This is a genomic window from Streptomyces kanasensis (assembly GCF_043077165.1).
GTDB lineage: Bacteria > Actinomycetota > Actinomycetes > Streptomycetales > Streptomycetaceae > Streptomyces > Streptomyces changanensis.
Map to the genome: position 1 here is coordinate 23,530 of NZ_JBIBSF010000003.1, position 21,403 is coordinate 44,932.

The 21,403-nt window shown below is 73.7% G+C and carries 18 protein-coding genes and 1 pseudogene; 4 read left to right on the plus strand and 15 right to left on the minus strand.

Annotated elements, in window-relative coordinates:
- Positions 1 to 116 precede the first annotated feature (116 nt).
- Complete coding sequence (locus tag ACF053_RS08860) at positions 117 to 860, minus strand: M23 family metallopeptidase (RefSeq protein WP_391953239.1); 744 nt, start codon at positions 858 to 860, stop codon at positions 117 to 119.
- A gap of 444 nt (positions 861 to 1,304) precedes the next feature.
- On the opposite strand from ACF053_RS08860, the gene dacB reads away from it, so the two are divergent.
- Positions 1,305 to 2,930: a D-alanyl-D-alanine carboxypeptidase/D-alanyl-D-alanine endopeptidase gene (dacB, locus tag ACF053_RS08865; RefSeq protein WP_391953240.1), complete on the plus strand. Its 1,626-nt coding sequence runs from the start codon at positions 1,305 to 1,307 to the stop codon at positions 2,928 to 2,930.
- 231 nt (positions 2,931 to 3,161) lie between these two features.
- Here the strand turns inward: dacB and ACF053_RS08870 are convergent, their stop codons facing one another.
- A complete protein-coding gene (locus tag ACF053_RS08870; RefSeq protein ID WP_391953241.1) occupies positions 3,162 to 5,687 on the minus strand; it encodes an ATP-dependent Clp protease ATP-binding subunit in 2,526 nt (841 codons plus the stop codon).
- 428 nt (positions 5,688 to 6,115) lie between these two features.
- On the opposite strand from ACF053_RS08870, the gene ACF053_RS08875 reads away from it, so the two are divergent.
- A complete protein-coding gene (locus ACF053_RS08875; RefSeq protein WP_391953242.1) occupies positions 6,116 to 6,784 on the plus strand; it encodes an SCO3374 family protein in 669 nt (222 codons plus the stop codon).
- On the opposite strand, the gene ACF053_RS08880 is transcribed toward ACF053_RS08875, so the two are convergent.
- From ACF053_RS08880 to ACF053_RS08925, 10 genes and pseudogenes are all read right to left on the minus strand, one after another.
- The gene (locus ACF053_RS08880) at positions 6,753 to 7,088 is read right to left on the minus strand and encodes a histone-like nucleoid-structuring protein Lsr2 (protein WP_058942847.1); all 336 of its coding nucleotides are present in this window, start codon (positions 7,086 to 7,088) and stop codon (positions 6,753 to 6,755) included. The genes ACF053_RS08875 and ACF053_RS08880 overlap by 32 nt on opposite strands.
- A gap of 143 nt (positions 7,089 to 7,231) precedes the next feature.
- Positions 7,232 to 7,804, minus strand: coding sequence for an amino-acid N-acetyltransferase (locus tag ACF053_RS08885; RefSeq protein WP_391953243.1), 573 nt, complete (start codon positions 7,802 to 7,804; stop codon positions 7,232 to 7,234).
- Positions 7,805 to 8,379: 575 nt separating this feature from the next.
- A pseudogene (locus ACF053_RS08890) lies at positions 8,380 to 8,853 on the minus strand (BlaI/MecI/CopY family transcriptional regulator); the annotation flags it as partial.
- A 116-nt stretch (positions 8,854 to 8,969) separates the two neighbouring features.
- Entirely contained in the window at positions 8,970 to 9,158 is a 189-nt protein-coding gene (locus tag ACF053_RS08895) for a hypothetical protein (protein WP_391953244.1), read from the minus strand.
- A gap of 14 nt (positions 9,159 to 9,172) precedes the next feature.
- On the minus strand, positions 9,173 to 9,805 hold the full coding sequence (locus ACF053_RS08900; protein WP_391953245.1) for a hypothetical protein: 633 nt from the start codon (positions 9,803 to 9,805) through the stop codon (positions 9,173 to 9,175).
- A 201-nt stretch (positions 9,806 to 10,006) separates the two neighbouring features.
- Positions 10,007 to 10,813 carry a type III pantothenate kinase gene (locus ACF053_RS08905; RefSeq protein ID WP_391953246.1) on the minus strand — a complete coding sequence of 269 codons (807 nt, stop codon included), beginning with the start codon at positions 10,811 to 10,813 and terminating at the stop codon, positions 10,007 to 10,009.
- A gap of 3 nt (positions 10,814 to 10,816) precedes the next feature.
- On the minus strand, positions 10,817 to 11,857 hold the full coding sequence (gene nadC / locus ACF053_RS08910; RefSeq protein WP_391953247.1) for a carboxylating nicotinate-nucleotide diphosphorylase: 1,041 nt from the start codon (positions 11,855 to 11,857) through the stop codon (positions 10,817 to 10,819).
- Positions 11,854 to 13,707, minus strand: a complete 1,854-nt coding sequence (locus tag ACF053_RS08915) for an L-aspartate oxidase (protein WP_391953248.1) — start codon at positions 13,705 to 13,707, stop codon at positions 11,854 to 11,856. The genes nadC and ACF053_RS08915 overlap by 4 nt, the downstream gene beginning before the upstream one ends.
- Positions 13,704 to 14,633, minus strand: a complete 930-nt coding sequence (gene panC / locus ACF053_RS08920) for a pantoate--beta-alanine ligase (RefSeq protein WP_391953681.1) — start codon at positions 14,631 to 14,633, stop codon at positions 13,704 to 13,706. Before panC ends, ACF053_RS08915 begins: the two co-directional genes overlap by 4 nt.
- 299 nt (positions 14,634 to 14,932) lie before the next feature.
- Positions 14,933 to 15,880, minus strand: a complete 948-nt coding sequence (locus tag ACF053_RS08925) for a Rossmann-like and DUF2520 domain-containing protein (protein WP_391953249.1) — start codon at positions 15,878 to 15,880, stop codon at positions 14,933 to 14,935.
- Between the two features lie 169 nt (positions 15,881 to 16,049).
- On the opposite strand from ACF053_RS08925, the gene ACF053_RS08930 reads away from it, so the two are divergent.
- Entirely contained in the window at positions 16,050 to 17,255 is a 1,206-nt protein-coding gene (locus ACF053_RS08930) for a threonine aldolase family protein (protein ID WP_391953682.1), read from the plus strand.
- 274 nt (positions 17,256 to 17,529) lie between these two features.
- The gene (locus ACF053_RS08935) at positions 17,530 to 18,627 is read left to right on the plus strand and encodes a DUF5937 family protein (RefSeq protein WP_391953683.1); all 1,098 of its coding nucleotides are present in this window, start codon (positions 17,530 to 17,532) and stop codon (positions 18,625 to 18,627) included.
- Between the two features lie 70 nt (positions 18,628 to 18,697).
- Here the strand turns inward: ACF053_RS08935 and ACF053_RS08940 are convergent, their stop codons facing one another.
- The 3 genes from ACF053_RS08940 to ACF053_RS08950 all read right to left on the minus strand — a co-directional run bounded on the left by ACF053_RS08940 (position 18,698) and on the right by ACF053_RS08950 (position 21,347).
- Positions 18,698 to 19,303: an AAA family ATPase gene (locus ACF053_RS08940; RefSeq protein WP_391953250.1), complete on the minus strand. Its 606-nt coding sequence runs from the start codon at positions 19,301 to 19,303 to the stop codon at positions 18,698 to 18,700.
- Positions 19,303 to 19,986: a response regulator transcription factor gene (locus ACF053_RS08945; RefSeq protein ID WP_391953251.1), complete on the minus strand. Its 684-nt coding sequence runs from the start codon at positions 19,984 to 19,986 to the stop codon at positions 19,303 to 19,305. Before ACF053_RS08945 ends, ACF053_RS08940 begins: the two co-directional genes overlap by 1 nt.
- Before the next feature lie 164 nt (positions 19,987 to 20,150).
- Positions 20,151 to 21,347 carry a sensor histidine kinase gene (locus ACF053_RS08950; protein ID WP_058942836.1) on the minus strand — a complete coding sequence of 399 codons (1,197 nt, stop codon included), beginning with the start codon at positions 21,345 to 21,347 and terminating at the stop codon, positions 20,151 to 20,153.
- Positions 21,348 to 21,403 lie beyond the last annotated feature (56 nt).

A 21,403-nucleotide genomic window follows, 5' to 3' on the forward strand; every position in this document is an offset into this window, starting at 1 on the left:
CCGCCCGGCGGGACGCCGGGAGGCGCCGCCCGTCAGGCGACGCCTCCCGTCAGGTGACCGTGTGGATCACGTGACCGCGTGGACCCACGGCCGCGTGGATCGGATGACCGCGTGCGTCAGATGACGACGCCCTCGGCGCGCAGGAACTTCGCCGGGTTCACGGAGGAGCCGTAGTCGGCGGTCGTACGGATCTCGAAGTGCAGGTGCGGGCCGGAGGAGTTGCCGGTGTTGCCGGAGCGGGCGATCTGCTGGCCGGTCTTCACCTTGGCGCCGACGTGCACGTTGATCTTCGACAGGTGCGCGTACTGCGAGTAGGTGCCGTTCGCGTGCTTGATCACGACGGCGTTGCCGTACGCGGGGCCGTCGCCGCCGCCGTTGGGGCCGGCCTTCACGACGACGCCGGAGTGGGTGGCCTTGACGGGGGTGCCGACGGGGACGGCGAAGTCCTGGCCGGAGTGCTTGTTCGTCCACATGGCGCCGCCCTGCGCGTAGCCGGCGGTGAGCTTGTAGCCGCTGACCGGCTTGACCCAGTCGACGGCCTTGGCGGCGGCGGCCTTCTTCGCCGCGGCCTTCTTGGCGGCCGCGGCCTTGGCGACGGCGGCCTTCTTCGCGGCCGCTGCCTTCGCCTGGGCGGCCTGCGCCTTCGCGGCCTGCGCGGCCTTCGCGACGGCGGCCTGGTGGGCGGCCTGGGCCTGGGCGGACGCCTGGGCCGCGACGGCGGTGGCGGTGTCCAGGGCGAGCGGGGCCCGTGCCTCGGCCGCGACGGCCGACGCACCGGCACCGAACACCATCGTGGCTCCCATGCCGGCGGCGGCGAGGGCGACGGCGGCGTTACGGGCGGGGTGCTTGGCGTGCGACATCGAGGGGAACCTCCGGGGCGGGGAACAAGGACCGACCCGGTGCGAGCGGCGCACCGGGCCTTCGGTCATCCTTGGTACCGGCTTCTCCCGGCATGTCCCAAACGCCCGTTCTACGACGTCCGGTCGTAGCGACGACGGTGTGACGCGCACACTTGACGCGGACGGAGAGGCCGCACCCCACCCAGGAAAATGCGGACAAAAGCCGCAAACAACCGCCATGTCCAAGGTCGGCGCCCCGCCCCACCCCGCCTGGTGGCCGCACCGACCCCGCCCGCCCCCACCACTCCACGCCGCGCCCCTCGCCAGGAGCCCGCATCGCGAGATCACTTCTGTCGCCGGATCACTATTCCCTCTAGTACGTCCGGTTTGCCCTGTGCGCATCGTCACGGGGAACCCGCTCCGCCTACTTCCTGAGGGGCCCTGGCTCCGGGATCCTCAGGTCGCATGAGACCCGTGACGCGCACCACGAAGACGCGCAAGTCCCTCGCCGCCCGGGGCACCGCCCTCGGCCTGGCCGCGCTCCTCACCTGGACCGTGCAGGGCCTGGCGGGAGAGCCGGCGGACGCCGGGCCGTCCGACACCGGCCTGAAGGGCGCCATCGACCGGATCCTCACCGACCCCCGCCTCGACGGGGCCGCCGCGGGCGTCGTCGTCGCCGACGCCGCCACCGGCGCCACGCTGTACCAGCGCGACGGCGGGGACCGCCTCATGCCGGCCTCCGCCACGAAGATCCCCACCTCGGCGGCGGCGATGGCGGTCCTCGGCCCCGACCACCGGTTCACCACGGAGGTGCTGGCCACCGGCCGCAGCCACCGCGGGACGCTCCACGGCGACCTGTACCTGCGCGGCACCGGCGACCCGACCACCCTCGCCGCCGACTACGACCGGCTCGCCGCGCGGGTCGCCGCCACGGGCGTCCGGCGCGTCACCGGCCGCCTCGTCGCGGACGACACCCGCTTCGACACCCACCGCCTGGGCCGCTCGTGGGCCGCGGACGACGAGTCGTCGTACTACTCCGCGCAGATCTCCCCGCTGACCCTCGCCCCGGACACCGACTACGACTCCGGCACCCTCATCGTCGAGGCGGCCGCCGCGGCCACCGCCGGGCGGCGCCCCGCGGTCACCCTGACACCGCGCACCGACTACGTGCGCGTCGACAACCGCGCCACGACCGTCGCCGCCGGCCGCCCCGACACGCTCGCCATCACCCGCGCCCACGGCACGAACACCCTCGTGATCACCGGTGAGATCCCCGTCGGGGCCTCCCCGACCAAGGAGTGGATCACCGTCGACGAGCCGACGGGGTACGCCACGGCGGTCTTCGCCGACGCGCTCGCCGCCCACGGCGTACGCGTCGACGGCCCCGTCCGGCTGGGCCTGCCCACGCCGACCGCGGCCCGGTCCCTGGCGGCGCACCGGTCGATGCCGCTGCGGGAGCTGCTGCTGCCCTTCATGAAGCTGTCGAACAACATGCACGCCGAGGCCCTCACCAAGGCCATGGGGTACGAGGTCTCCGGCAGCGGCAGCTGGGAGGCGGGCCTCGCCGCCATCGACGCGTACCTGGGGAAGGAGGGCGTCGACACCAGACGACTGCGCCAGGTCGACGGCTCGGGTCTGTCGCGGATGAACCTCTTCCCCGCCGCCCAACTGACCCGGCTCCTCCTCGCCGTGCAGGACGCCCCCTGGTTCGCCGACTGGTACGCCTCCCTGCCGGTGGCCTGCGCCCAGGACCGGGCCGTCGGCGGAACCCTGCGCAGCCGCATGTGCGGCACCCCGGCGGCACTCAACGCCCGCGCCAAGACCGGCACCCTGACCGGCGCCTCGGCCCTCGCCGGGTACGTCACTGACGCCGCCGGCCGCCGCCTGGTGTACGGCGTCGTGCTGAACAACCACCTGGCGTCGTCGGTGAAGAGCGTCGAGGACGCCGTGGTCGTCACGCTGGCCTCCTCCGACACGGCCGCGGGGACGATCCGGGCCGCCCGCGCCGACGACGCGGGGGCACGGCGGCAGGCCGATGCGGCGACGACCGGCCTGGAGTGCGCCTGGCGGAAGCCGCACGCCCTCTGCTGACCGCCGGCTCCGGGGGCCGGAGGGCCGCCGGACCGGGGACCAGGGCCGCCGGCGCCGAGGACCGAGCACCGCCGGCGCCGAGGACCGGAGGGTCTGCGGCCCGTGGGGCCCGGAGGGGGCCTGCGGGCACGAAAAGGGGCTGCCCCCTCGGACTGGAGATCCAGTCCGAGGGGGCAGCCCTCCCACCACTCGGCGCGACGGTGTCACGCCCCGGGTGTCACGCGTCCGGTGTCACGCGTCCTTGGAGAGGTTCGGGCCCGGTCCGCCGGCCGCCTCGATCGGCGGGGCGTCCGGCAGCGCCGACTTCTCCTCACCACGGAAGGTGAACTTCTTCTCCTCACCCTCGCCCTCGGTGTCCACGACCACGATGTGACCGGGGCGCAGCTCGCCGAAGAGGATCTTCTCCGACAGGATGTCCTCGATCTCGCGCTGGATCGTCCGGCGCAGCGGACGGGCGCCCAGCACGGGGTCGTAGCCCTTCTTCGCCAGGAGGATCTTCGCGTCACCGCTGAGCTCCAGGCCCATGTCGCGGTCCTTCAGGCGCTCGTCCACCTTGGCGATCATCAGGTCGACGATCTGGATGATGTCTTCCTGGCTGAGCTGGTGGAAGACGACGGTGTCGTCGACGCGGTTCAGGAACTCGGGGCGGAAGTGCTGCTTCAGCTCCTCGTTGACCTTCGCCTTCATCCGGTCGTAGCCGGTCTTGACGTCACCCTGGGCGGCGAAGCCCAGGTTGAAGCCCTTGGAGATGTCCCGCGTCCCGAGGTTGGTCGTCATGATGATGACGGTGTTCTTGAAGTCCACGACCCGGCCCTGGGAGTCGGTCAGGCGACCGTCCTCCAGGATCTGGAGCAGGGAGTTGAAGATGTCGGGGTGGGCCTTCTCGACCTCGTCGAACAGGACGACGGAGAACGGCTTGCGGCGGACCTTCTCGGTGAGCTGACCGCCCTCCTCGTACCCGACGTATCCGGGCGGGGAGCCGAAGAGGCGCGAGACGGTGTGCTTCTCGCTGAACTCCGACATGTCGAGGGAGATCATCGCGTCCTCGTCGCCGAAGAGGAACTCGGCGAGCGTCTTGGACAGCTCGGTCTTACCGACACCGGACGGGCCGGCGAAGATGAACGAGCCACCGGGGCGCTTCGGGTCCTTGAGGCCGGCCCGCGTACGGCGGATGGCCTGCGACAGGGCCTTGATGGCGTCCTTCTGGCCGATGACGCGCTTGTGGAGCTCGTCCTCCATGCGGAGCAGACGGGAGGACTCCTCCTCCGTCAGCTTGAAGACCGGGATGCCGGTGGCCGTCGCGAGGACCTCGGCGATCAGCTCGCCGTCGACCTCGGCGACGACGTCCATGTCGCCGGCCTTCCACTCCTTCTCCCGCTTGGCCTTCGCGGCCAGGAGCTGCTTCTCCTTGTCGCGGAGGGACGCGGCCTTCTCGAAGTCCTGCGCGTCGATCGCGGACTCCTTGTCCCGGCGGACGGAGGCGATCTTCTCGTCGAACTCGCGGAGGTCCGGCGGCGCGGTCATCCGGCGGATGCGCATCCGGGAACCGGCCTCGTCGATCAGGTCGATCGCCTTGTCCGGCAGGAAGCGGTCCGAGATGTACCGGTCGGCCAGCGTCGCGGCCTGGACGAGGGCCTCGTCCGTGATCGAGACGCGGTGGTGCGCCTCGTAACGGTCGCGCAGACCCTTCAGGATCTCGATGGTGTGCGGCAGGGACGGCTCCGCGACCTGGATGGGCTGGAAGCGGCGCTCCAGCGCGGCGTCCTTCTCCAGGTACTTGCGGTACTCGTCGAGCGTGGTGGCGCCGATGGTCTGGAGTTCACCGCGGGCCAGCATCGGCTTGAGGATGCTGGCGGCGTCGATCGCGCCCTCGGCGGCGCCCGCACCCACGAGGGTGTGGAGCTCGTCGATGAACAGGATGATGTCGCCGCGGGTGCGGATCTCCTTGAGGACCTTCTTCAGGCGCTCCTCGAAGTCACCGCGGTAGCGGGAGCCGGCGACGAGCGCGCCGAGGTCCAGCGTGTAGAGGTGCTTGTCCTTGAGGGTCTCGGGCACCTCGCCCTTGACGATGGCCTGCGCCAGGCCCTCGACGACCGCCGTCTTGCCGACGCCGGGCTCGCCGATGAGGACCGGGTTGTTCTTGGTCCGGCGGGACAGTACCTGCATGACCCGCTCGATCTCCTTCTCGCGCCCGATGACCGGGTCGAGCTTGGATTCGCGGGCGGCCTGCGTGAGGTTGCGGCCGAACTGGTCGAGGACCAGGGAGGTCGAGGGCGTGCCCTCGGCGGGACCGCCGGCGGTGGCCGCCTCCTTGCCCCCGGAGTAACCGGAGAGCAGCTGGATGACCTGCTGCCGCACCCGGTTGAGATCGGCGCCCAGCTTCACGAGGACCTGGGCGGCGACGCCCTCGCCCTCGCGGATCAGGCCGAGCAGGATGTGCTCGGTGCCGATGTAGTTGTGGCCGAGCTGGAGGGCCTCACGGAGCGACAGCTCCAGGACCTTCTTGGCACGGGGCGTGAAGGGGATGTGACCGGACGGGGCCTGCTGGCCCTGGCCGATGATCTCCTCCACCTGCTGGCGGACCGCCTCGAGCGAAATCCCGAGGCTCTCCAGGGCCTTAGCGGCGACACCCTCACCCTCGTGGATCAGGCCCAGGAGGATGTGCTCGGTGCCGATGTAGTTGTGGTTGAGCATCCGGGCTTCTTCCTGAGCCAGGACGACAACCCGCCGCGCGCGGTCGGTGAACCTCTCGAACATCGTTAATCGCTCCTCAGAGCGGTCAGGCAGTAAGGGGTCGGTCCCCTCCCTGTCCTTCCGCAGCTTAGTCCCGCAAGCGGGGACCGCTCATTCCAACTGCCGACACCCGTCGATGGCCTCCGGACCCGAACGCCGACAAATGCTCCAACCCGATGGTGCGAGACGATGTTCCCGCAGGCCAGGCAGATACCCGCACCGGCAGTACGCCGATGGCGAACGTGAGACGTCCGCGCCCGCGTGTCGCCCCTCCCCACAAGGGATGTCTTACCCGGAACCACCGACACTCCATGCGGCGCACCCCCTCCGCCTCAGCTACGGGCGAACACCCTTGCGCCGTCGAGTGCGCCCGCACGCCCCCCATCCGATCACGCACAGCGATCATGTCCCACCGTGCGTAACTTCCGTGGGGTGCCGGGAGTTCCCCGGGCATGACGCCCACCGTCCCTCCCCCGCGCACACCGCTCGACGGACGCCCCGTGGACGGGCCGCGCGTCGCCCGCTGGTACGCGGAGCGGCTGGGCTGGCCCGCGGTGGCGGGGCCGCCGGCCGGGCTGCTCGCCGGGGTCCGCTTCGACGTCCTGGACCTGCCGGCCGCCGCGGGGCTCGCCGTGGTCCGGCGCGTGGAGGGCGAGTGGCCCGTCGCCGTCGCCGGCGGGCGGGCCCGGATCCTGGTGGCGGCGGGGAGCGCGGAGGAGCTCCCCGGCCTCCTGGAGTGGCTGGAGTGGGGCGGCGTGGGCCTGGACCTGGCCGCCCGGGGGGTGGGCGGCCGGATGGCCGCCCCCGCTCCGCCGGGTTGGGAGGTGCCCGGCGCCGCCGGCTGGCTGCGGCCACCCGTGCCGGGGCGCGAAGTGGAGGCCACGCTCGCGGGGATCACGGGGGTCGCGGGGTTCTCGGGCGGTTCCGGGCTCGTACGGCTCGTCGCGGTGGCCGCGGCGGAGTGCCACCGGGCCCGACTGCTGGCCGCCCGTGCCCGCGACGGGGCCCGTGCCGGTGACGGCGGCCGGGACGGAGCCCACCCCGAGGGCCGGATCCAGGGCCGCGCCCCCGGCGCCGGTGCGCCCGGGGTCAGCGGTTGGCGTCCTCGTACGCCTGCTTGATCTCGGCCGGCACGCGACCGCGGTCGTTCACGTTGTAGCCGTTCTCCTTGGCCCAGGCGCGGATCTTCGCGGTGTCCTGGCTGCCGTTCGCCGCCGCGCGACCCTTGCCGCGGCCACCCGCGGTACGGCCACCGGTGCGCCGGCCGCTCTTGGTGTACGGCTCGAGCAGGGTGCGGAGCTTGTCCGCGTTGGCGGTGGTGAGGTCGATCTCGTAGGTCTTGCCGTCCAGAGCGAACGTCACCGTCTCGTCCGCCTCGCCGCCGTCGAGGTCGTCGACAAGAAGGACCTGAACCTTCTGTGCCACCGGATTTCCTTTCATCGAAAATGCAGTACGCGGAAAGGAAACCGCTTTTCTCTGGAAAACACAAACCCTCGGCACAGGTTCAGAACCGCGAGAACGCGGGAAACATACGCGATTCGGACATAGGGATCGTCCTGCGGGCAGGGTCACAGGTGCAGAAGCATGCGACTGTTACCCAAGGTGTTCGGCTTCACTCGTTCGAGACCGAGGAACTCGGCGACGCCCTCGTCATAGGAACGCAGCAGCTCGCTGTAGACATCTCCGTCCACGGGGGTCTCGCCGATCTCGACGAAGCCGTGCTTCGCGAAGAAGTCCACTTCGAAGGTGAGGCAGAATACCCGGCGCACCCCGAGCCAGCGGGCGGTGTGCAGCAACTTGTCCAGCACCTGATGGCCGACGCCCGCGCCCTTGAAGTCGGGGTCCACGGCGAGAGTGCGCACTTCGGCGAGATCTTCCCACATCACGTGGAGTGCGCCGCAACCCACGACCGTAGCGTCTTCGTCGCGTTCCGCTACCCAGAACTCCTGGATGTCCTCGTAAAGCGTCACGGTCGCTTTGTCGAGGAGGATGCCGCGCGTGACGAAGGGGTCGACGAGCCGGCGGACCGCGGCGACGTCCGCGGTCCTCGCCCGGCGGACGGTGACGGCTTTCGCGCGGGCATTCCCGGAGGGCTCCGGGGAGGGCGGGGTCGGGGCGGACGCGGATGACGTGGAGGACATGCCTGCGAACGCTATCGCTCCGCGCCGGGTGGCCGCTGGGCACCCTGGCCCCGTCCGGCGCCGTCGGTGTCGGGGCGACCGCCGGAGTCGGACCCTCCCCCGGGCCGGGCGTCCGCCGTACCGGGCGGCGCGGTGGCGGCGGGGGGCGGGGCGTCGGGCGGTGGAGCCGCGGTGGGGGCCGTGGCCGGTGCGGGGGGCGCGGCCGGTGCCGCAGCGGGGGCCGTGGCCGGCGCGTGGGGCGGAGGCGCCCCGGGAGACGGAGTTGCACCGGGGGGTGCGGCCGCCGTGGGGGGCGGGGCCGCCGTCGCGCCGGGCGGTGGGGTGCCGCCCCCGTCCCGGTCCACTTCCCCGCGCCACTCCGGGGCGTCCGGCACTGAGGAAGGTGTTCCGGCGTCGGTGGGAACGTTTTCCGGGGGTGCCGGCGATCCGGGCGGTGGTTGTCCGGCGTACCGGTTGGTGGATTCCGGCGCGTCCGGAGCGGTGGCGGTGTCCGATCCCGCCGGCGGCGGTGACGACTCGTCGCCGGGTGCGGGGTTCGTGTGCGGGGGCGTACGTGCGGGGATGTCCGGACCAATGCCTTCCGCCGGCGCATTCGACGGTTCTCCGCGCTCCGGCCCGGCGGCATTTCCCGCTGTTTCGCGTTCGGGGCGGGCGGAGCCTTCCGGCACTTCGCCCGCTCCTTCCGGGACGTCGCGCTGGACGATCCGGATCGCGTCGTTCAGCGCTTCCCGCTGCTCGGACGACATCATGCCGAAGAAGGCGACGAGCGCGGCTGCCGGGTTGTCGCTCTGGGACCACGCTTCGTTCATCAGTGCGGCCGAGTAGGCCGCGCGCGTGGAGACCGCCGTATATCGATAGGCCCGGCCGACGACTTCCCTCCGCACCCAGCCCTTCTGGTGGAGATTGTCCAGCACGGTCATGACCGTGGTGTAGGCGATGGACCGTTCCCGCTGCAGATCCTCCAGGACTTCCCGGACGGTGACCGGACGGTTCCATTGCCAGACGCGCGTCATGACGGCGTCTTCCAGCTCTCCCAAGGGACGGGGCACACCGCCACCATAGTGGGATTTCGCGGAAGGAACACCTATTGACGTGACAAAAAGGACGTACGACGCGGAACGCGTCGTACGTCCTCGAACGAGGCCCACCGGGGGCCGTCAGGAGGTCAGGCCTGGCCCGGCTCCGCCGAACCGTCGGCCTGGCGCACCGACTCGGCGCGCGCGAACGCCGCCTCGACGGCCGCGTCCTCCTTGGTCTTGTTCGGGCCGCCCTGGCTCTTGACGATCGTCACCACGACCGCGGTGAAGAAGACGGCCATCACCACGGGCGGAAGGAGCGCGGATACGTAGTCCATGGCATCCAGACTAGCTACCCCGCGACCCGTTTCTCCGACGGGGGCGGGGCGGGGCGCCGGCGCGGCGGGAAGACCTCGGACGGCTTGGGAACGGGGCGCTCGGCCGGTGTGGGGGACGACGGCTTGGGCGGCTGCGGCTTCCTCGGCCCGCCCTCCTCCTCGCTGCGGCCGCCCGGCAGGACGAAGAGCCGCGTGCGGGGGCCGGCGGGGGCGGGGATGGTCGCCGTCGTGGCCGCGGGTGGGCGCGGGCGGGCCGGCCGAGTGCGCGAGGAGCGCTCGGCGGGGGCCTCGCAGCGGGCGAGGAGCGCCGCCGCGGCGGGCGTGGCGCGCAGGCCGCGCAGGGCGGCGAGGTCCTCGGCGCGGGGGGCGTACCCGGCGGCCAGGGCGTCCCGGAGCAACTCCAGGTAGCCCGCGGCGGCGCCGGGGAGGGAGGCGCGGTAGCGGGCCAGGTCGGCCAGGACGAAGGCCCTCAGCCGGTCCCCCTCGCGGGCCGCCTCCTCCACGGCCGCGGAGAGGCGCAGGCAGTCCCGGACGTCCTGGCCGTCGAGCGGGGTCGGGTGCAGGGCGTGTCCCAGGGCGCGTCGCAGCACACGCAGCTCGTCTGCGCTGAACGCCAGGCCGCCTCGTGATCCGTATGGCGTGGGCATGTACTGACAATACGTGCTTATCGGACAAAGTTCGTGCAGGGTGCCGGGCGCGTTGCCGGGTGCCTGGCCGGACACGGCTCCGCCCGGCCGCCGTGTGGCGGCCGGGCGGGGTGGGGCGGCCGGGCGGGGTGGGGGCGTACGGCGGACGGATCGGCGGGGATCCGCGCCGGCGCGGCGTACGACGGCCGGGTGGTACGGCGGCTACAGGCGGGAGACGTTCCGCTCGTACACCAGGCGCAGACCGATCAGGGTCAGCCACGGCTCGTGCTCGTCGATCAGCTTCGCCTCTCCGAGCACCATCGGCGCCAGGCCGCCCGTGGCGATGACGGTGACGTCGGAGGGGTCGCCGTCCGGGCCGACCAGCTCCTGCCGCATGCGGGCGACGACGCCGTCGACCTGGCCCGCGAAGCCGTAGATGATGCCCGACTGCATCGCCTCGACGGTGTTCTTGCCGATGACGCCGCGCGGCCGCGTCACCTCGATCTTGCGCAGCTGCGCGCCGCGGACGCCCAGCGCCTCGACGGAGATCTCGATGCCGGGCGCGATCACCCCGCCCACGTACTCGCCGCGCGCGCTCACCGCGTCGAACGTCGTCGCCGTGCCGAAGTCGACGACGATCGCCGGGCCGCCGTACAGCTCGACCGCCGCCGCCGAGTTGATGATCCGGTCGGCGCCGACCTCCTTGGGGTTGTCCGTGAGGACGGGGACGCCCGTCTTGATGCCGGGCTCGACGAGGACCGCCGGGACGTCGCCGTAGTAGCGCCTGGTCACCTCGCGCAGCTCGTGCAGGACGGACGGGACCGTCGAGCAGATCGCGATGCCCCCGATGCCGTCGCCCAGTTCGTCGCCGAGCAGCGGGTGCATGCCCATCAGCCCCTGGAGCACCACGGCGAGCTCGTCGGCGGTGCGGCGCGCGTCCGTGGAGATCCGCCAGTGCTCGACGATCTCCTCGCCGTCGAAGAGGCCGAGGACGGTGTGGGTGTTGCCGACGTCGATGGTGAGCAGCATCGGTCAGCCCCGGGCCTCTCGCAGGTCCAGGCCGATGTCGAGGATCGGCGACGAGTGGGTGAGGGCGCCCACCGCGAGGTAGTCGACACCGGTCGCGGCGTACGCGGCGGCGTTCTCCAGGGTGAGCCGGCCCGACGACTCCAGGACGGCGCGGCCCGCGACGAGCGCGACGGCCTCCTCCGTCTCCAGCGGCGTGAAGTTGTCCAGCAGGATCAGGTCGGCGCCCGCGTCCAGGACCTCGCGGACCTGGTGCAGCGTGTCGACCTCGACCTCGATCGGCACGTCGGGGAACTGCTCCCGCACGGCCTTGAACGCCTCGGCCACGCCGCCCGCCGCCACCACGTGGTTGTCCTTCACCAGCGCGGCGTCCGACAGGGACATGCGGTGGTTGACGCCGCCGCCGCAGCGCACGGCGTACTTCTCCAGGGCACGCAGGCCCGGCGTGGTCTTGCGGGTGTCGCGGACCTCCGCCTTGTGGCCCTCCAGGGCGTCCGCCCACGCGCGCGTGGCGGTGGCGATGCCGGAGAGGCGGCACATGATGTTGAGGGCGCTGCGCTCACCGGTCAGCAGGTCGCGCGTGCGGGCGGTGACGGACAGCAGCTTCTGGCCCGCCTCGACCCGGTCGCCGTCGGCGACGTGCCGCTCCACCTCGAACTCGGCGGTGCACACGATGGAGAGCACCGCCTCCGCGACGTGGATGCCGGCGACCGTACCGGCCTCGCGCGCGGTGAAGTCCGCCGTGGCGACCGCGTCCTCGGGCACGGTCGCGACCGTCGTCACGTCCACACCGCCGTCCAGGTCCTCCTCCACCGCGCGGTACGCGACGTCCTCGACGAGCACGGGGTCGAGGCCCGCCTGGGCGAGGAGCGCGGCGAGCGCCGGGTCGAGCCCGCACTCGTACACCTCGTCGTCGCCCTCCGGGCCGGCCGCGCAGCCGCAGCCGTCGCCGCAGCCGCCTCCTGCCGCCTCCTGGGCCGACGCGGGCGCGCCGATCTGGATCAGGGGTACGTCCACGGGCTGCGGGCGTTCTTCGGGCGTGCTCATGCTTGCGGCTCCCTGCGGGCGGCGGCCTTGTCGGCGGGGTCGGGGGTGGTGGGCGTCGTGGTCCCGGGCGTGGCCGGGCCGGGGGTGCCGGGCGTCCGGGCGCCGGGGGTGGTCGGGGGGAGTTCCTGGGTGTCGGTCGTCCGGACGTCCAGGCTCCGGTCCGGGGCGAGGCGGACGACGAGGTGACGGCGCCAGGCCGTGTCGTCGCGGTCCGGGTGGTCCTCGCGCCAGTGGCAGCCGCGCGTCTCCTCGCGGCGGCGGGCGGCGGCGACCAGGACGCGGGCGACGCACAGGAGGTTGGTGGTCTCCCAGGACTCCACGCCGGGCTCGGCCGTCTTGTCCGCGCCGGTGCTCGTGCCGTCGGTGCCTTCGGTGCGGGTGGTGCTCGTGCCTTCGGTGCCGGTCGCGGCGGCCGTCGGTCCGCCGGCGGCCTCGGCGTACACGGCGTCCAGCTGCTCGGCCGCCTCGGCGAGGCTGGCGGCGGAACGCAGCACTCCGGCGCCGTGCGTCATGACGTGCTGGACACGGGCGCGGGCGGACGGGTCGAGGAGCGGCAGGACCCGCGGGGCCGGGTGCGGGGCCGGGGCGCCCGCCCGCGACGTCCCGGCCGCGGCGGCGATCTCGTCGGCGATGCGCTCGGCGAAGACCAGGCCCTCCAGGAGGGAGTTCGAGGCGAGCCGGTTGGCGCCGTGGACGCCGGTGCAGGCGACCTCCCCGCACGCGTACAGGCCCGGCACGGTGGTGCGGCCGCGCAGGTCGGTGCGGACGCCGCCGGAGGCGTAGTGGGCGGCCGGGGCGACGGGGATGGGTTCGGTGACCGGGTCGAAGCCGTGCGCGCGGCAGGCGGCGAGGATGGTCGGGAAGCGCGACTCCCACATCCGGGCACCGAAGTGGCGGGCGTCCAGGTACATGTGCGAGGCGCCCTGCTCGCGCATCCGGCGCATGATGCCCTTCGCGACGATGTCGCGCGGGGCCAGCTCGGCCAGCTCGTGCTGCCCGACCATGAACCGCACGCCGTCCGCGTCGACCAGGTGGGCGCCCTCGCCCCGTACCGCCTCGGAGACCAGCGGCTGCTGGCCCTCCGCCTCACGGCCGAGGAACAGGACGGTCGGGTGGAACTGGACGAACTCCAGGTCGCTGACCTCAGCGCCGGCCCGCAGTGCGAGCGCGACGCCGTCGCCCGTGGAGACGGCCGGGTTGGTGGTGGCGGAGAAGACCTGGCCCATGCCGCCGGTCGCGAGGACGACGGCCGGGGCGTGGACGGCGCCGACGCCGTCGTGCTGGCCCTCGCCCATGACGTGCAGGGTGACGCCGGCCGTCCGGCCGTCGGCGTCGGTGAGCAGGTCCAGGACCAGCGCGTTCTCGATGGTGCGGACGGCGCGCTCGCGGACCGCGTCGACCAGGGCGCGGGAGATCTCGGCGCCCGTCGCGTCCCCGCCCGCGTGGGCGATGCGGCGGCGGTGGTGGCCCCCCTCGCGGGTCAGCTCGATGGTGCCGGCGGGGTCCGTGTCGAACCGGGCGCCGGTCGCGATCAGGCGGCGCACGGCGTCGGGGCCCTCGGTGACCAGGGTGCGCACCGCGACCTCGTCGCAGAGCCCGGCGCCCGCGACGAGGGTGTCGTCCATGTGCTGGGCGGGGGTGTCCCCGTCCCCGAGCGCGGCGGCGATGCCGCCCTGCGCCCACCGGGTGGAGCCGTCGTCGAGCCGGGCCTTGGTGACGACGACCGTGCGGAGCCCGGCGGCCGTGCAGCGGAGGGCGGCGGTCAGGCCGGCGACGCCGGAGCCGACGACGACCACGTCGGCGTCGATGGCCCAGCCGGGCGCCGGGGCCTGCAGTCGTATGCCGGTCATGCGGGTGCTCCGAGGGTCAGGGGCAGGTTGTCGATCAGCCGGGTCGTACCGACCTTGGCGGCGACCAGGAGGACGGCCTCGCCCGTGTGGCCGTCGGGGACCTCGGTGAAGTCGGCCGGGTCCACCAGGGCGAGGTAGTCGAGGACGAGGGGCGGCTCGGCCTTGGCCGCCTCCTCCAGTACGGCGCCGGCCGCGGCGCGCACGGCGTCGGCGCCGCCGCCCGCGGCGTGCGCCGCCTGGGCGACGGCGTGCGTGTCGGCCGCGGCGCGGGACTCGCCGATCCTGGACAGCGCGTCGGCCCGGCTCTGCGACGCGGGCAGTGAGGCGGCGCGGGCGACCAGCGCCTGCTGGGCGGCGAGCCGGTCGCGCGCGGCGAACAGCGCGGCGGACAGGGCGAGCGCGGTGCGGCGGTCGCGGGGCGACAGGTAGCGGTTGCGGCTGGACAGCGCCAGTCCGTCGGCCTCGCGGACCGTCGGCACGCCGACGATCTCGACGCGGAAGTCGAGGTCCCGGACCATGCGGCGGATCAGGGCCAGCTGCTGGGCGTCCTTCTGCCCGAAGAACGCCACGTCGGGGCGGGTGAGGTGGAGCAGCTTGGCCACGACGGTCAGCATGCCGTCGAAGTGCCCGGGGCGTGAGGCGCCTTCCAGCCGCTGTCCCATGGGTCCCGCAGTGATGCGGACGTGCGGCTCGCCGCCGGGGTACACCTCGTCGACGGAGGGGGCGAACACCGCGTCCGCGCCCGCCTCCTCGGCGATCCGGACGTCGGCGTCGAGGGTCCGGGGGTAGCGGTCGAGGTCCTCGCCGGCGCCGAACTGCAGCGGGTTGACGAAGACGGTCACCACGACGAAGCCGGTGGGGCCGACGTGCTCGCGCGCCGTCCGCACCAGCGTGGCGTGCCCCTCGTGCAGGGCGCCCATCGTCATGACGACCGCGACGCGGGGGGCGGGGAGGTGGGTGGCGTCGATGGCCCGGGCGGCCGGGTCCGCCTGGCCGTGGGCGGCCGGCGGAGTCGGGGCCGGGGCTGCCGGGCCCGGGGGCATGGCGGGGGCGGGGGCGGCCGCCGGGGCGGGGGCGGCCGCCGGGGCGGGGGCGGGGCGGGCCGTGGGCGTCAGGGCGCCGTCACGGAGCCGGTCCAGCGCCTCGCGGGTGTGGACGAGCGCGACGCCCGGGCGCGCCGCGCCCGGCGCACCCCCGGGCGCCCGGGTGGCGGGGGTCGTCGGGCTCATCGGTCGTCGTCTCCTTCCGGGCCCCCGCTGTCGGGGCGTCCCTCGGTGGCCGGGCCCGTGGCGAGGACGCCGAGCAGGTCCTCGGCGAGCTCGGGCTTGAGCAGACCGTGCGCCAGGGCGCGGTCCGCGGTGGTGCGGGCCATGGCGAGGTAGCCGTCGACCGTGGCCGGCGCGTGCTTGCGCAGCTCCGCCACGTGCGCGGCCACCGTACCGGCGTCACCACGCGCGACCGGGCCGGTCAGGGCGGCGTCGCCGGACCGCAGCGCGTTGTCCAGGGCGGCGCCGAGCAGCGGGCCCAGCATCCGGTCCGGTGCCGCGACGCCCGCCTGGCGGAGCAGCTCCATCGACTGGGCCACCAGGGTGACCAGGTGGTTCGCCCCCAGGGCCAGGGCCGCGTGGTACAGCGGGCGCGCCGCCTCGGCGATCCACTCGGGCTCGCCGCCCATCTCGATGACCAGCGCCTCGGCGGCTAGACGCAGCTCCTCGGGGGCGGTGACCCCGAAGGAGCAGCCGGCGAGCCGCTGCACGTCCACGCTGGTGCCGGTGAACGTCATGGCGGGGTGCAGGGCGAGCGGCAGCGCGCCGGCCCGCCGGGCCGGGTCGAGCACGCCGACGCCGTATCGGCCGGAGGTGTGGACGAGGAGCTGCCCGGGTCGTACGGCGCCGGTCTCCGCCAGGCCCTGCACCAGGCCGGGGAGGGCGTCGTCGGGGACCGTGAGCAGCACCAGGTCGGCCCGCTCCATCACCTGCGCGGGCGGGACGACGGGCACGCCGGGGAGCAGCTCGGCTGCACGGCGCAGCGACGCGTCGGACACACCGGAGACGGCGACCGGGCGGTGTCCGGCGAGCTGCAGGGACGCGGCGAGGGCGGGCCCGACCCGGCCCGCGCCCACGACGCCCACGGCGAGTCGGGCGGGGCGGGGTTCCGCTGCTGATGGGTTCACGTGGCGACGGCCTTCCGTTCCAGTCCGCGGGGGGTACCGGACGATTTCTCGTCATGCTACGCCAGCGTTTCGCTGCCGCTTCCGCACTGTCCACAGGCCACAGCACCCGGTCCGATAATCGCGGGCGCTTGTGGACGACGCACCGGATGATCGGCGCATGGCTGATGTGATGACGGACGACGGCGAGAGCACGGAGCGGCAGAAGCCAGGAGGAGGAGAGGAGGGGCAGGAGCAGCGGCAACGACGGATCGCCGCGTGGCGAGGGGCCGATCGGGTGCTGGCCAGGGGGTCGGCGGAGGGGACGCCTGCGGAGTGGCTCCGGGTGCTGGCAGAAGAGGGGCCCTCGGTGTACGACCTGGAGGGAGCCGTCGATCTGTACGGGGACGGGGTGGTCGAGCATCTGGAGCGGCGGGTGGCGGAGCTGCTCGGGTTCCCGGCGGCGGCGTTCTTCCCCACCGGGACGATGGCGCAGCAGGTGGCGCTGCGGTGCTGGGCGGGACGCACGGGCAACCCCGTCGTGGCGCTGCACCCCCTGGCGCATCCGGAGGTGCACGAGCGGGGCGCGCTGGGGGCGGTCAGCGGGCTGCGGACGGTGCACCCGACGCGGGAGGGGCGGTTGCCGACGGCGGACGAGGTGCGCGGGGTGGAGGAGCCGTTCGGGACGTTGATGGTGGAGCTGCCGTTGCGGGACGCCGGGTTCGTCCTGCCGACCTGGGACGAGTTGGAGGAGGTGGTGGAGGCGGCCCGGGAGCGGGACGCCCTCGTGCACTTCGACGGGGCCCGCCTGTGGGAGACCACGGTGCACTTCGGGCGGGGGCTGCCGGAGATCGCGGAGCTGGCGGACAGCGTCTACGTGTCGTTCTACAAGTCGCTGGGTGGTCTGTCCGGTGCGGCGCTGGTGGGGCCGGAGTCGTTCGTGGAGGAGGCGCGGGCGTGGCGCCACCGCTACGGAGGCAGCGTCTTCCAGCAGCACCCGGCGGCAGTGGCCGCCCTGCTGGGCCTGGCGCGGGAGCTGCCGAGGCTGCCGTCGTACGTGGCGCACGCGGCGGTCGTCGCGGCGGGGCTGCGGAAGGGGTTCGAAGCGGCGGCCGTGCCGTGGTCCCGGGTGCACCCGGAAGTGCCGCACACGCACGAGTTCCAGGTGTGGCTGCCCTACGCGCCGGAGGTACTGACGGAGGCCGCCGTGCGGCAGGCGGAGGCGACGGGGCGGGTGTTGTTCCGCCGCTGGTTCGCGGGGAGCGCGGCCGGTCCGCCCGGTGTCGCGGTGACCGAGGTGACGGTCGCGGCACCGGGGCTGGAGTGGACGGCCGACGAGGTGGGAGAGGCGGTGGTGGACTTCATGGGGTACGTGCGTCAGGTGGAGCGGGAGGACTGAGCGGAAGGCGGTGCGGTGGGTCCGGGCCGGTCCGGGGTCACGGCCCGTGCCCACCGGCGCCGGAGCGCGCGGAAGGAAGGAGCGGGACGGCCTCCGGGCGGGGGCGGGTGGGGCGTGCCGTGCTGGGCGGCGCGATAGGTGTCGAGGAGGTACTGCTGCGTCACGTTCACGCGTCCAGGCTGGAGCGGCCCGAGCCGGGGTCGCGCGTCGATTGACGAGGGTCGTCAAGTGGCCGCCACTGCCCCGCGGCACCCCGCACCATGGGGGCGTGAGCGTGACCATTGACATCACCGGCCTGCCGTCCGAACGCGTCTCCTTCGATCTTTCACCGCTCGCCGAGCTCGGCGTCGCCCTGCACGCCCTGGCCGAGCCGGCGCACCACCCCGGCCTGCACGGCTGGGCCACGGCGACCTCGGCGGGGTTGAAGCCCGACCTCGCCGACCGGCTCCACGAGGCGAACTTCCTGTGGACGGCGACCATGTCCGACGTGTTCCTGCCGTACGCGGGAGTGCGCGGCGGGGACGGCCGGCCGGGGACGACGCTCGCGGAGGAGCTCGACCTGCTCGACCGGCTGGACGAGGAGCGGTTCGTCAGGGCGGCGCTGGAGTTCAACTGCTCCACGTACACCTCCGGGGATCCGGTACGGCCGGCCCGCGTCCTGGAGCTGGCCGCCAACCGGGGCCCTCGGCAGCTGGACTTCACCCGCCGGCTGCTGGACGACCCGAGTGGTGTCCGCGCGTGGCTGCGCCGGCTGTTCGAGGACTGCGACGAGGCGTTCTTCGCCGACACGTGGCGGCGGATCGGGCCGGGGCTCGTGGCCGACGCGCGGGAGAAGGGCGAGCTCCTGCGCCGCAGGGGCCTGTCGGAGGCACTGCGCGCGGTGTCCCCGGCGATCGCCCTGGAGGAGGACGGGGCGCGGCGCCGGATCCACGTGGACAAGCTGGCGCACGGGCGGACGACGGCCGTGGACCCGGAGGTCGGGCCGGGCGTGACGTTCGTGCCGACCAGCTTCGGCTGGCCGCATCTGCTGGTGCTGCACGCGCCGGGTTGGCGGCCCGTCGTGCAGTACCCGGTCGGGGCGCCCGCCATGCCGGGGCCCGCGTCGGTGGAGCTGCTCCAGCGGCGGATGGAGGCGCTGGCGCACCCCTTGCGGATGCGGCTGTGCCGGCAGCTGGCGCGCGGTTCGTACACGACGAGCGAGCTGGCCGACACGTACGGGATCACGCCGCCGGAGGTGTCCCGCCACCTGTCGGTTCTGAAGAAGGCGGAGCTGGTCGCGGTCCGCCGGAGGGGGCGGTACGTGCTGCACCAGCTCGACGTGGCGGCCGTCGCCCGGATCGGCAGCGACTTCCTGGAGGCGGTGCTGCGGTAGGGCATGGGGGCGGGGGTGGGTCGGGGGCGGACGGGCCGGGGGCGGGGGGAGGGGGTGGGGGCCGGGGCGGTCAGTCGAAGCGGATGTGGCGCAGGCCGACGCGGAGGCGGTGCAGCCGGTGGCGGAGCGGGCCGTACGTGTCGGGGAGCAGTCGTACGCCCGCCGAGGCGGCGATCTCCTCCGCGACCTGAGGGACAGTCATGCGGTCGGTGTGGAGGTGTCGGGCGAACTCGGGTCGGGCGAGGCGCGCCAGACAGTGGTCGAGTTTGGCCACGGCGAAGCTCTCCCTCTTCACGCCGCGTCCCAGTCCGCGTTCGGTCAGCCGCCGCAGGACCGTTTCGCGCCGGGCGAGGAGGGCGAAGTGGTGCACGTCGTGGCCGTCGGCGCGGAGTCGTCCGACGATCTCGGCGAAGTAGGCCGGTTCGACCAGGGTCATCGGTGCGATGACGGGGCCGCCGTCGTGGCGGCGCAGGACCAGGTCCAGTACCTCGTGCACGCCGTGCCGCCAGGCGGTCAGGTCCTGGAAGTCGCCGCGCAGCGGGCGGGGCGTCATGCGGTGCAGGCCGAAGCCGACCTCCTCCGGGTCGCACACGACGCTGCCCGGAAGGCGGCGGTGCAGTTCGTGGGCGGTCTGGGTCTTGCCGCCGCCGAAGGGCCCGTTGATCCACAGCAGCATCAGGGGAGCGTCCCGCCGCCCGCGCGGACCAGTCCGGTCTCGTAGGCGAGGACCACGACCTGGACGCGGTCGCGGAGCTCCAGCTTGGTGAGGATGCGGCCGACGTGGGTCTTCACGGTGGCCTCGGAGAGGACGAGGCGGGCGGCGATCTCGCCGTTCGACAGTCCCTGGGCGACGAGGAGCATGACCTCGCGCTCGCGGTCGGTGAGTCGTTCCAGGCCCTTGTGCTCCGGCCGGTGTGAGGTGCCGCTGCTGGGCAGCATCGGGGAGAACCGGTCCAGGAGCCGCCGGGTCGTGGAGGGGGCGACGACCGCGTCGCCGCTGTGGACGGCGCGGATCGCGGCGAGGAGGTCGCCGGGGGGCACGTCCTTCAGCATGAACCCGCTCGCGCCGGCCTTCAGCCCGGAGAAGGCGTACTCGTCCAGGTCGAAGGTGGTGAGGATGAGGACCCGGGGGGCGCCGGGTTCGGAGCAGATGCGGCGGGTGGCCTCCACGCCGTCGAGCTTCGGCATGCGGACGTCCATGAGCACGACGTCGACCGCCGTCGACCGCAGCACCTGCAGGGCCTCGACGCCGTCACCCGCCTCGGCCACGACCTCCATGTCCGGCTGCGCGGCCAGCACCATGCGGAAACCGGTGCGCAGCAGCACCTGGTCGTCCACGAGCATCAGTCGGATCGTCATTCTGCGGGTCCTCTTCCTGAGGGGGGATGTGGTGGCGGGGGCTACGGAGCGGTCGGAGGGGGCGGTCGGAGGGGGGCCGCCCGTGGGCGAGGAGATGCGGTCGGGCCCGTGGGCGAAGAGCCGTGGCCGGTGGTGGCGGGGGCCCGTGGTCGGGGCCGTGGGGGCTAGTGGGCGGGTTTCAGGGGGAGCAGGGCGCTGATGCGGAAGCCGCCGCCCGGCCGGGGCCCGGCGTCGAGCGTGCCGCCCACCATGCCGACCCGCTCCCGCATGCCGATGAGGCCGTGGCCCCGGCCGTCGGCGCCGCCGTCCACGTACATCTCCTGCGCGGCGCCCCGCCCGTCGTCCTCGACGAGCAGTCCGAGCCCGTCGTCGAAGTACGTCAGCCGCACGCTCGCCCCGACGTCCGGTCCGCCGTGCTTGCGGGTGTTGGTCAGCGCCTCCTGGACGATGCGGTACGCGGTGAGCTCGACGCCGCTGGGGAGCCGGCGCGGGGTGCCCTCGACCTTGAAGTCGACGGGCAGGCCGGCGGTGCGGACCTGTTCGACCAGGTCCTCGATCTGCTGGACGTCGGGCTGCGGCACGTACTCCCCCGCCTCCTCCGGCTCCCCCGTGCGGAGGATGCCGAGCAGTCGGCGCATCTCCGCCAGGGCCTGCCGGCCGGTGGACGAGATGGTCTCCAGCGCCTGCCGCGCCAGGTCGGGCGAGGTGTCGAGCACGTACGCGGCGCCGTCGGCCTGGACGACCATGACGGAGACGTTGTGCGCGACGACGTCGTGGAGCTCCCGGGCGATCCGGGCGCGCTCGGCGGCGACGGCGACCTTGGACTGGGCCTCCCGCTCCCGCTCCAGCCGGGCCGCGCGCTCCTCCAGCTGGGCGAGGTAGGCGCGGCGGGTGCGCATGGAGTCGCCGAGCACCCAGGCCAGCACGAACGGCACGGACATCACGACGGTGAAGAAGATCTGGCCGGCGACGGAGACGTTCTCCACGGGCCAGCGCACCTGGGAGATGGAGGCGGCGCACGCCCCGCCGACGAGTGCCAGGCGGGACGCCCAGCGGGGCCCGTCGTGGGCGGCGACGCTGTAGATGATGACGAGCATCGCGAAGTCCGCCGGGTTCGGCGGGAAGTCCAGCAGCAACTGGACGACGCCGAGGAGGACCGCCAGGAGCAGCATCTTCTCGGGCGCGCGGCGGCGCAGCGCGACGACCAGCCCGAAGGTGGCCACGACGAGCGCGCCGATCACGTCGTCGGGCCCTTCCGGGACCTGGGCCACCCACAGCAGGGAGAACCCGAAGAGCATCACCGCCCAGAAGCTGTCGACGCCCGTCGGGTGCCTGCGGAGGAAGTCGTAGAGGCGCTGCACGTAGCAAGCGTAGGGAAACGGGATAGGTGCATGGGTCAACCGGGAGTGCGATCCGG

Excerpts from the sequence above, each read along its gene's own strand:
- ACF053_RS08860 (WP_391953239.1), bottom strand. The coding sequence starts at position 860 with ATGTCGCACGCCAAGCACCCCGCCCGTAACGCCGCCGTCGCCCTCGCC.
- dacB (WP_391953240.1), top strand. The coding sequence starts at position 1,305 with ATGAGACCCGTGACGCGCACCACGAAGACGCGCAAGTCCCTCGCCGCC.
- ACF053_RS08870 (WP_391953241.1), bottom strand. The coding sequence starts at position 5,687 with ATGTTCGAGAGGTTCACCGACCGCGCGCGGCGGGTTGTCGTCCTGGCT.
- ACF053_RS08875 (WP_391953242.1), top strand. The coding sequence starts at position 6,116 with ATGACGCCCACCGTCCCTCCCCCGCGCACACCGCTCGACGGACGCCCC.
- ACF053_RS08885 (WP_391953243.1), bottom strand. The coding sequence starts at position 7,804 with ATGTCCTCCACGTCATCCGCGTCCGCCCCGACCCCGCCCTCCCCGGAG.
- ACF053_RS08895 (WP_391953244.1), bottom strand. The coding sequence starts at position 9,158 with ATGGACTACGTATCCGCGCTCCTTCCGCCCGTGGTGATGGCCGTCTTC.
- ACF053_RS08900 (WP_391953245.1), bottom strand. The coding sequence starts at position 9,805 with ATGCCCACGCCATACGGATCACGAGGCGGCCTGGCGTTCAGCGCAGAC.
- ACF053_RS08905 (WP_391953246.1), bottom strand. The coding sequence starts at position 10,813 with ATGCTGCTCACCATCGACGTCGGCAACACCCACACCGTCCTCGGCCTC.
- nadC (WP_391953247.1), bottom strand. The coding sequence starts at position 11,857 with ATGAGCACGCCCGAAGAACGCCCGCAGCCCGTGGACGTACCCCTGATC.
- ACF053_RS08915 (WP_391953248.1), bottom strand. The coding sequence starts at position 13,707 with ATGACCGGCATACGACTGCAGGCCCCGGCGCCCGGCTGGGCCATCGAC.
- panC (WP_391953681.1), bottom strand. The coding sequence starts at position 14,633 with ATGACGATGGGCGCCCTGCACGAGGGGCACGCCACGCTGGTGCGGACG.
- ACF053_RS08930 (WP_391953682.1), top strand. The coding sequence starts at position 16,050 with ATGACGGACGACGGCGAGAGCACGGAGCGGCAGAAGCCAGGAGGAGGA.
- ACF053_RS08940 (WP_391953250.1), bottom strand. The coding sequence starts at position 19,303 with ATGCTGCTGTGGATCAACGGGCCCTTCGGCGGCGGCAAGACCCAGACC.
- ACF053_RS08945 (WP_391953251.1), bottom strand. The coding sequence starts at position 19,986 with ATGACGATCCGACTGATGCTCGTGGACGACCAGGTGCTGCTGCGCACC.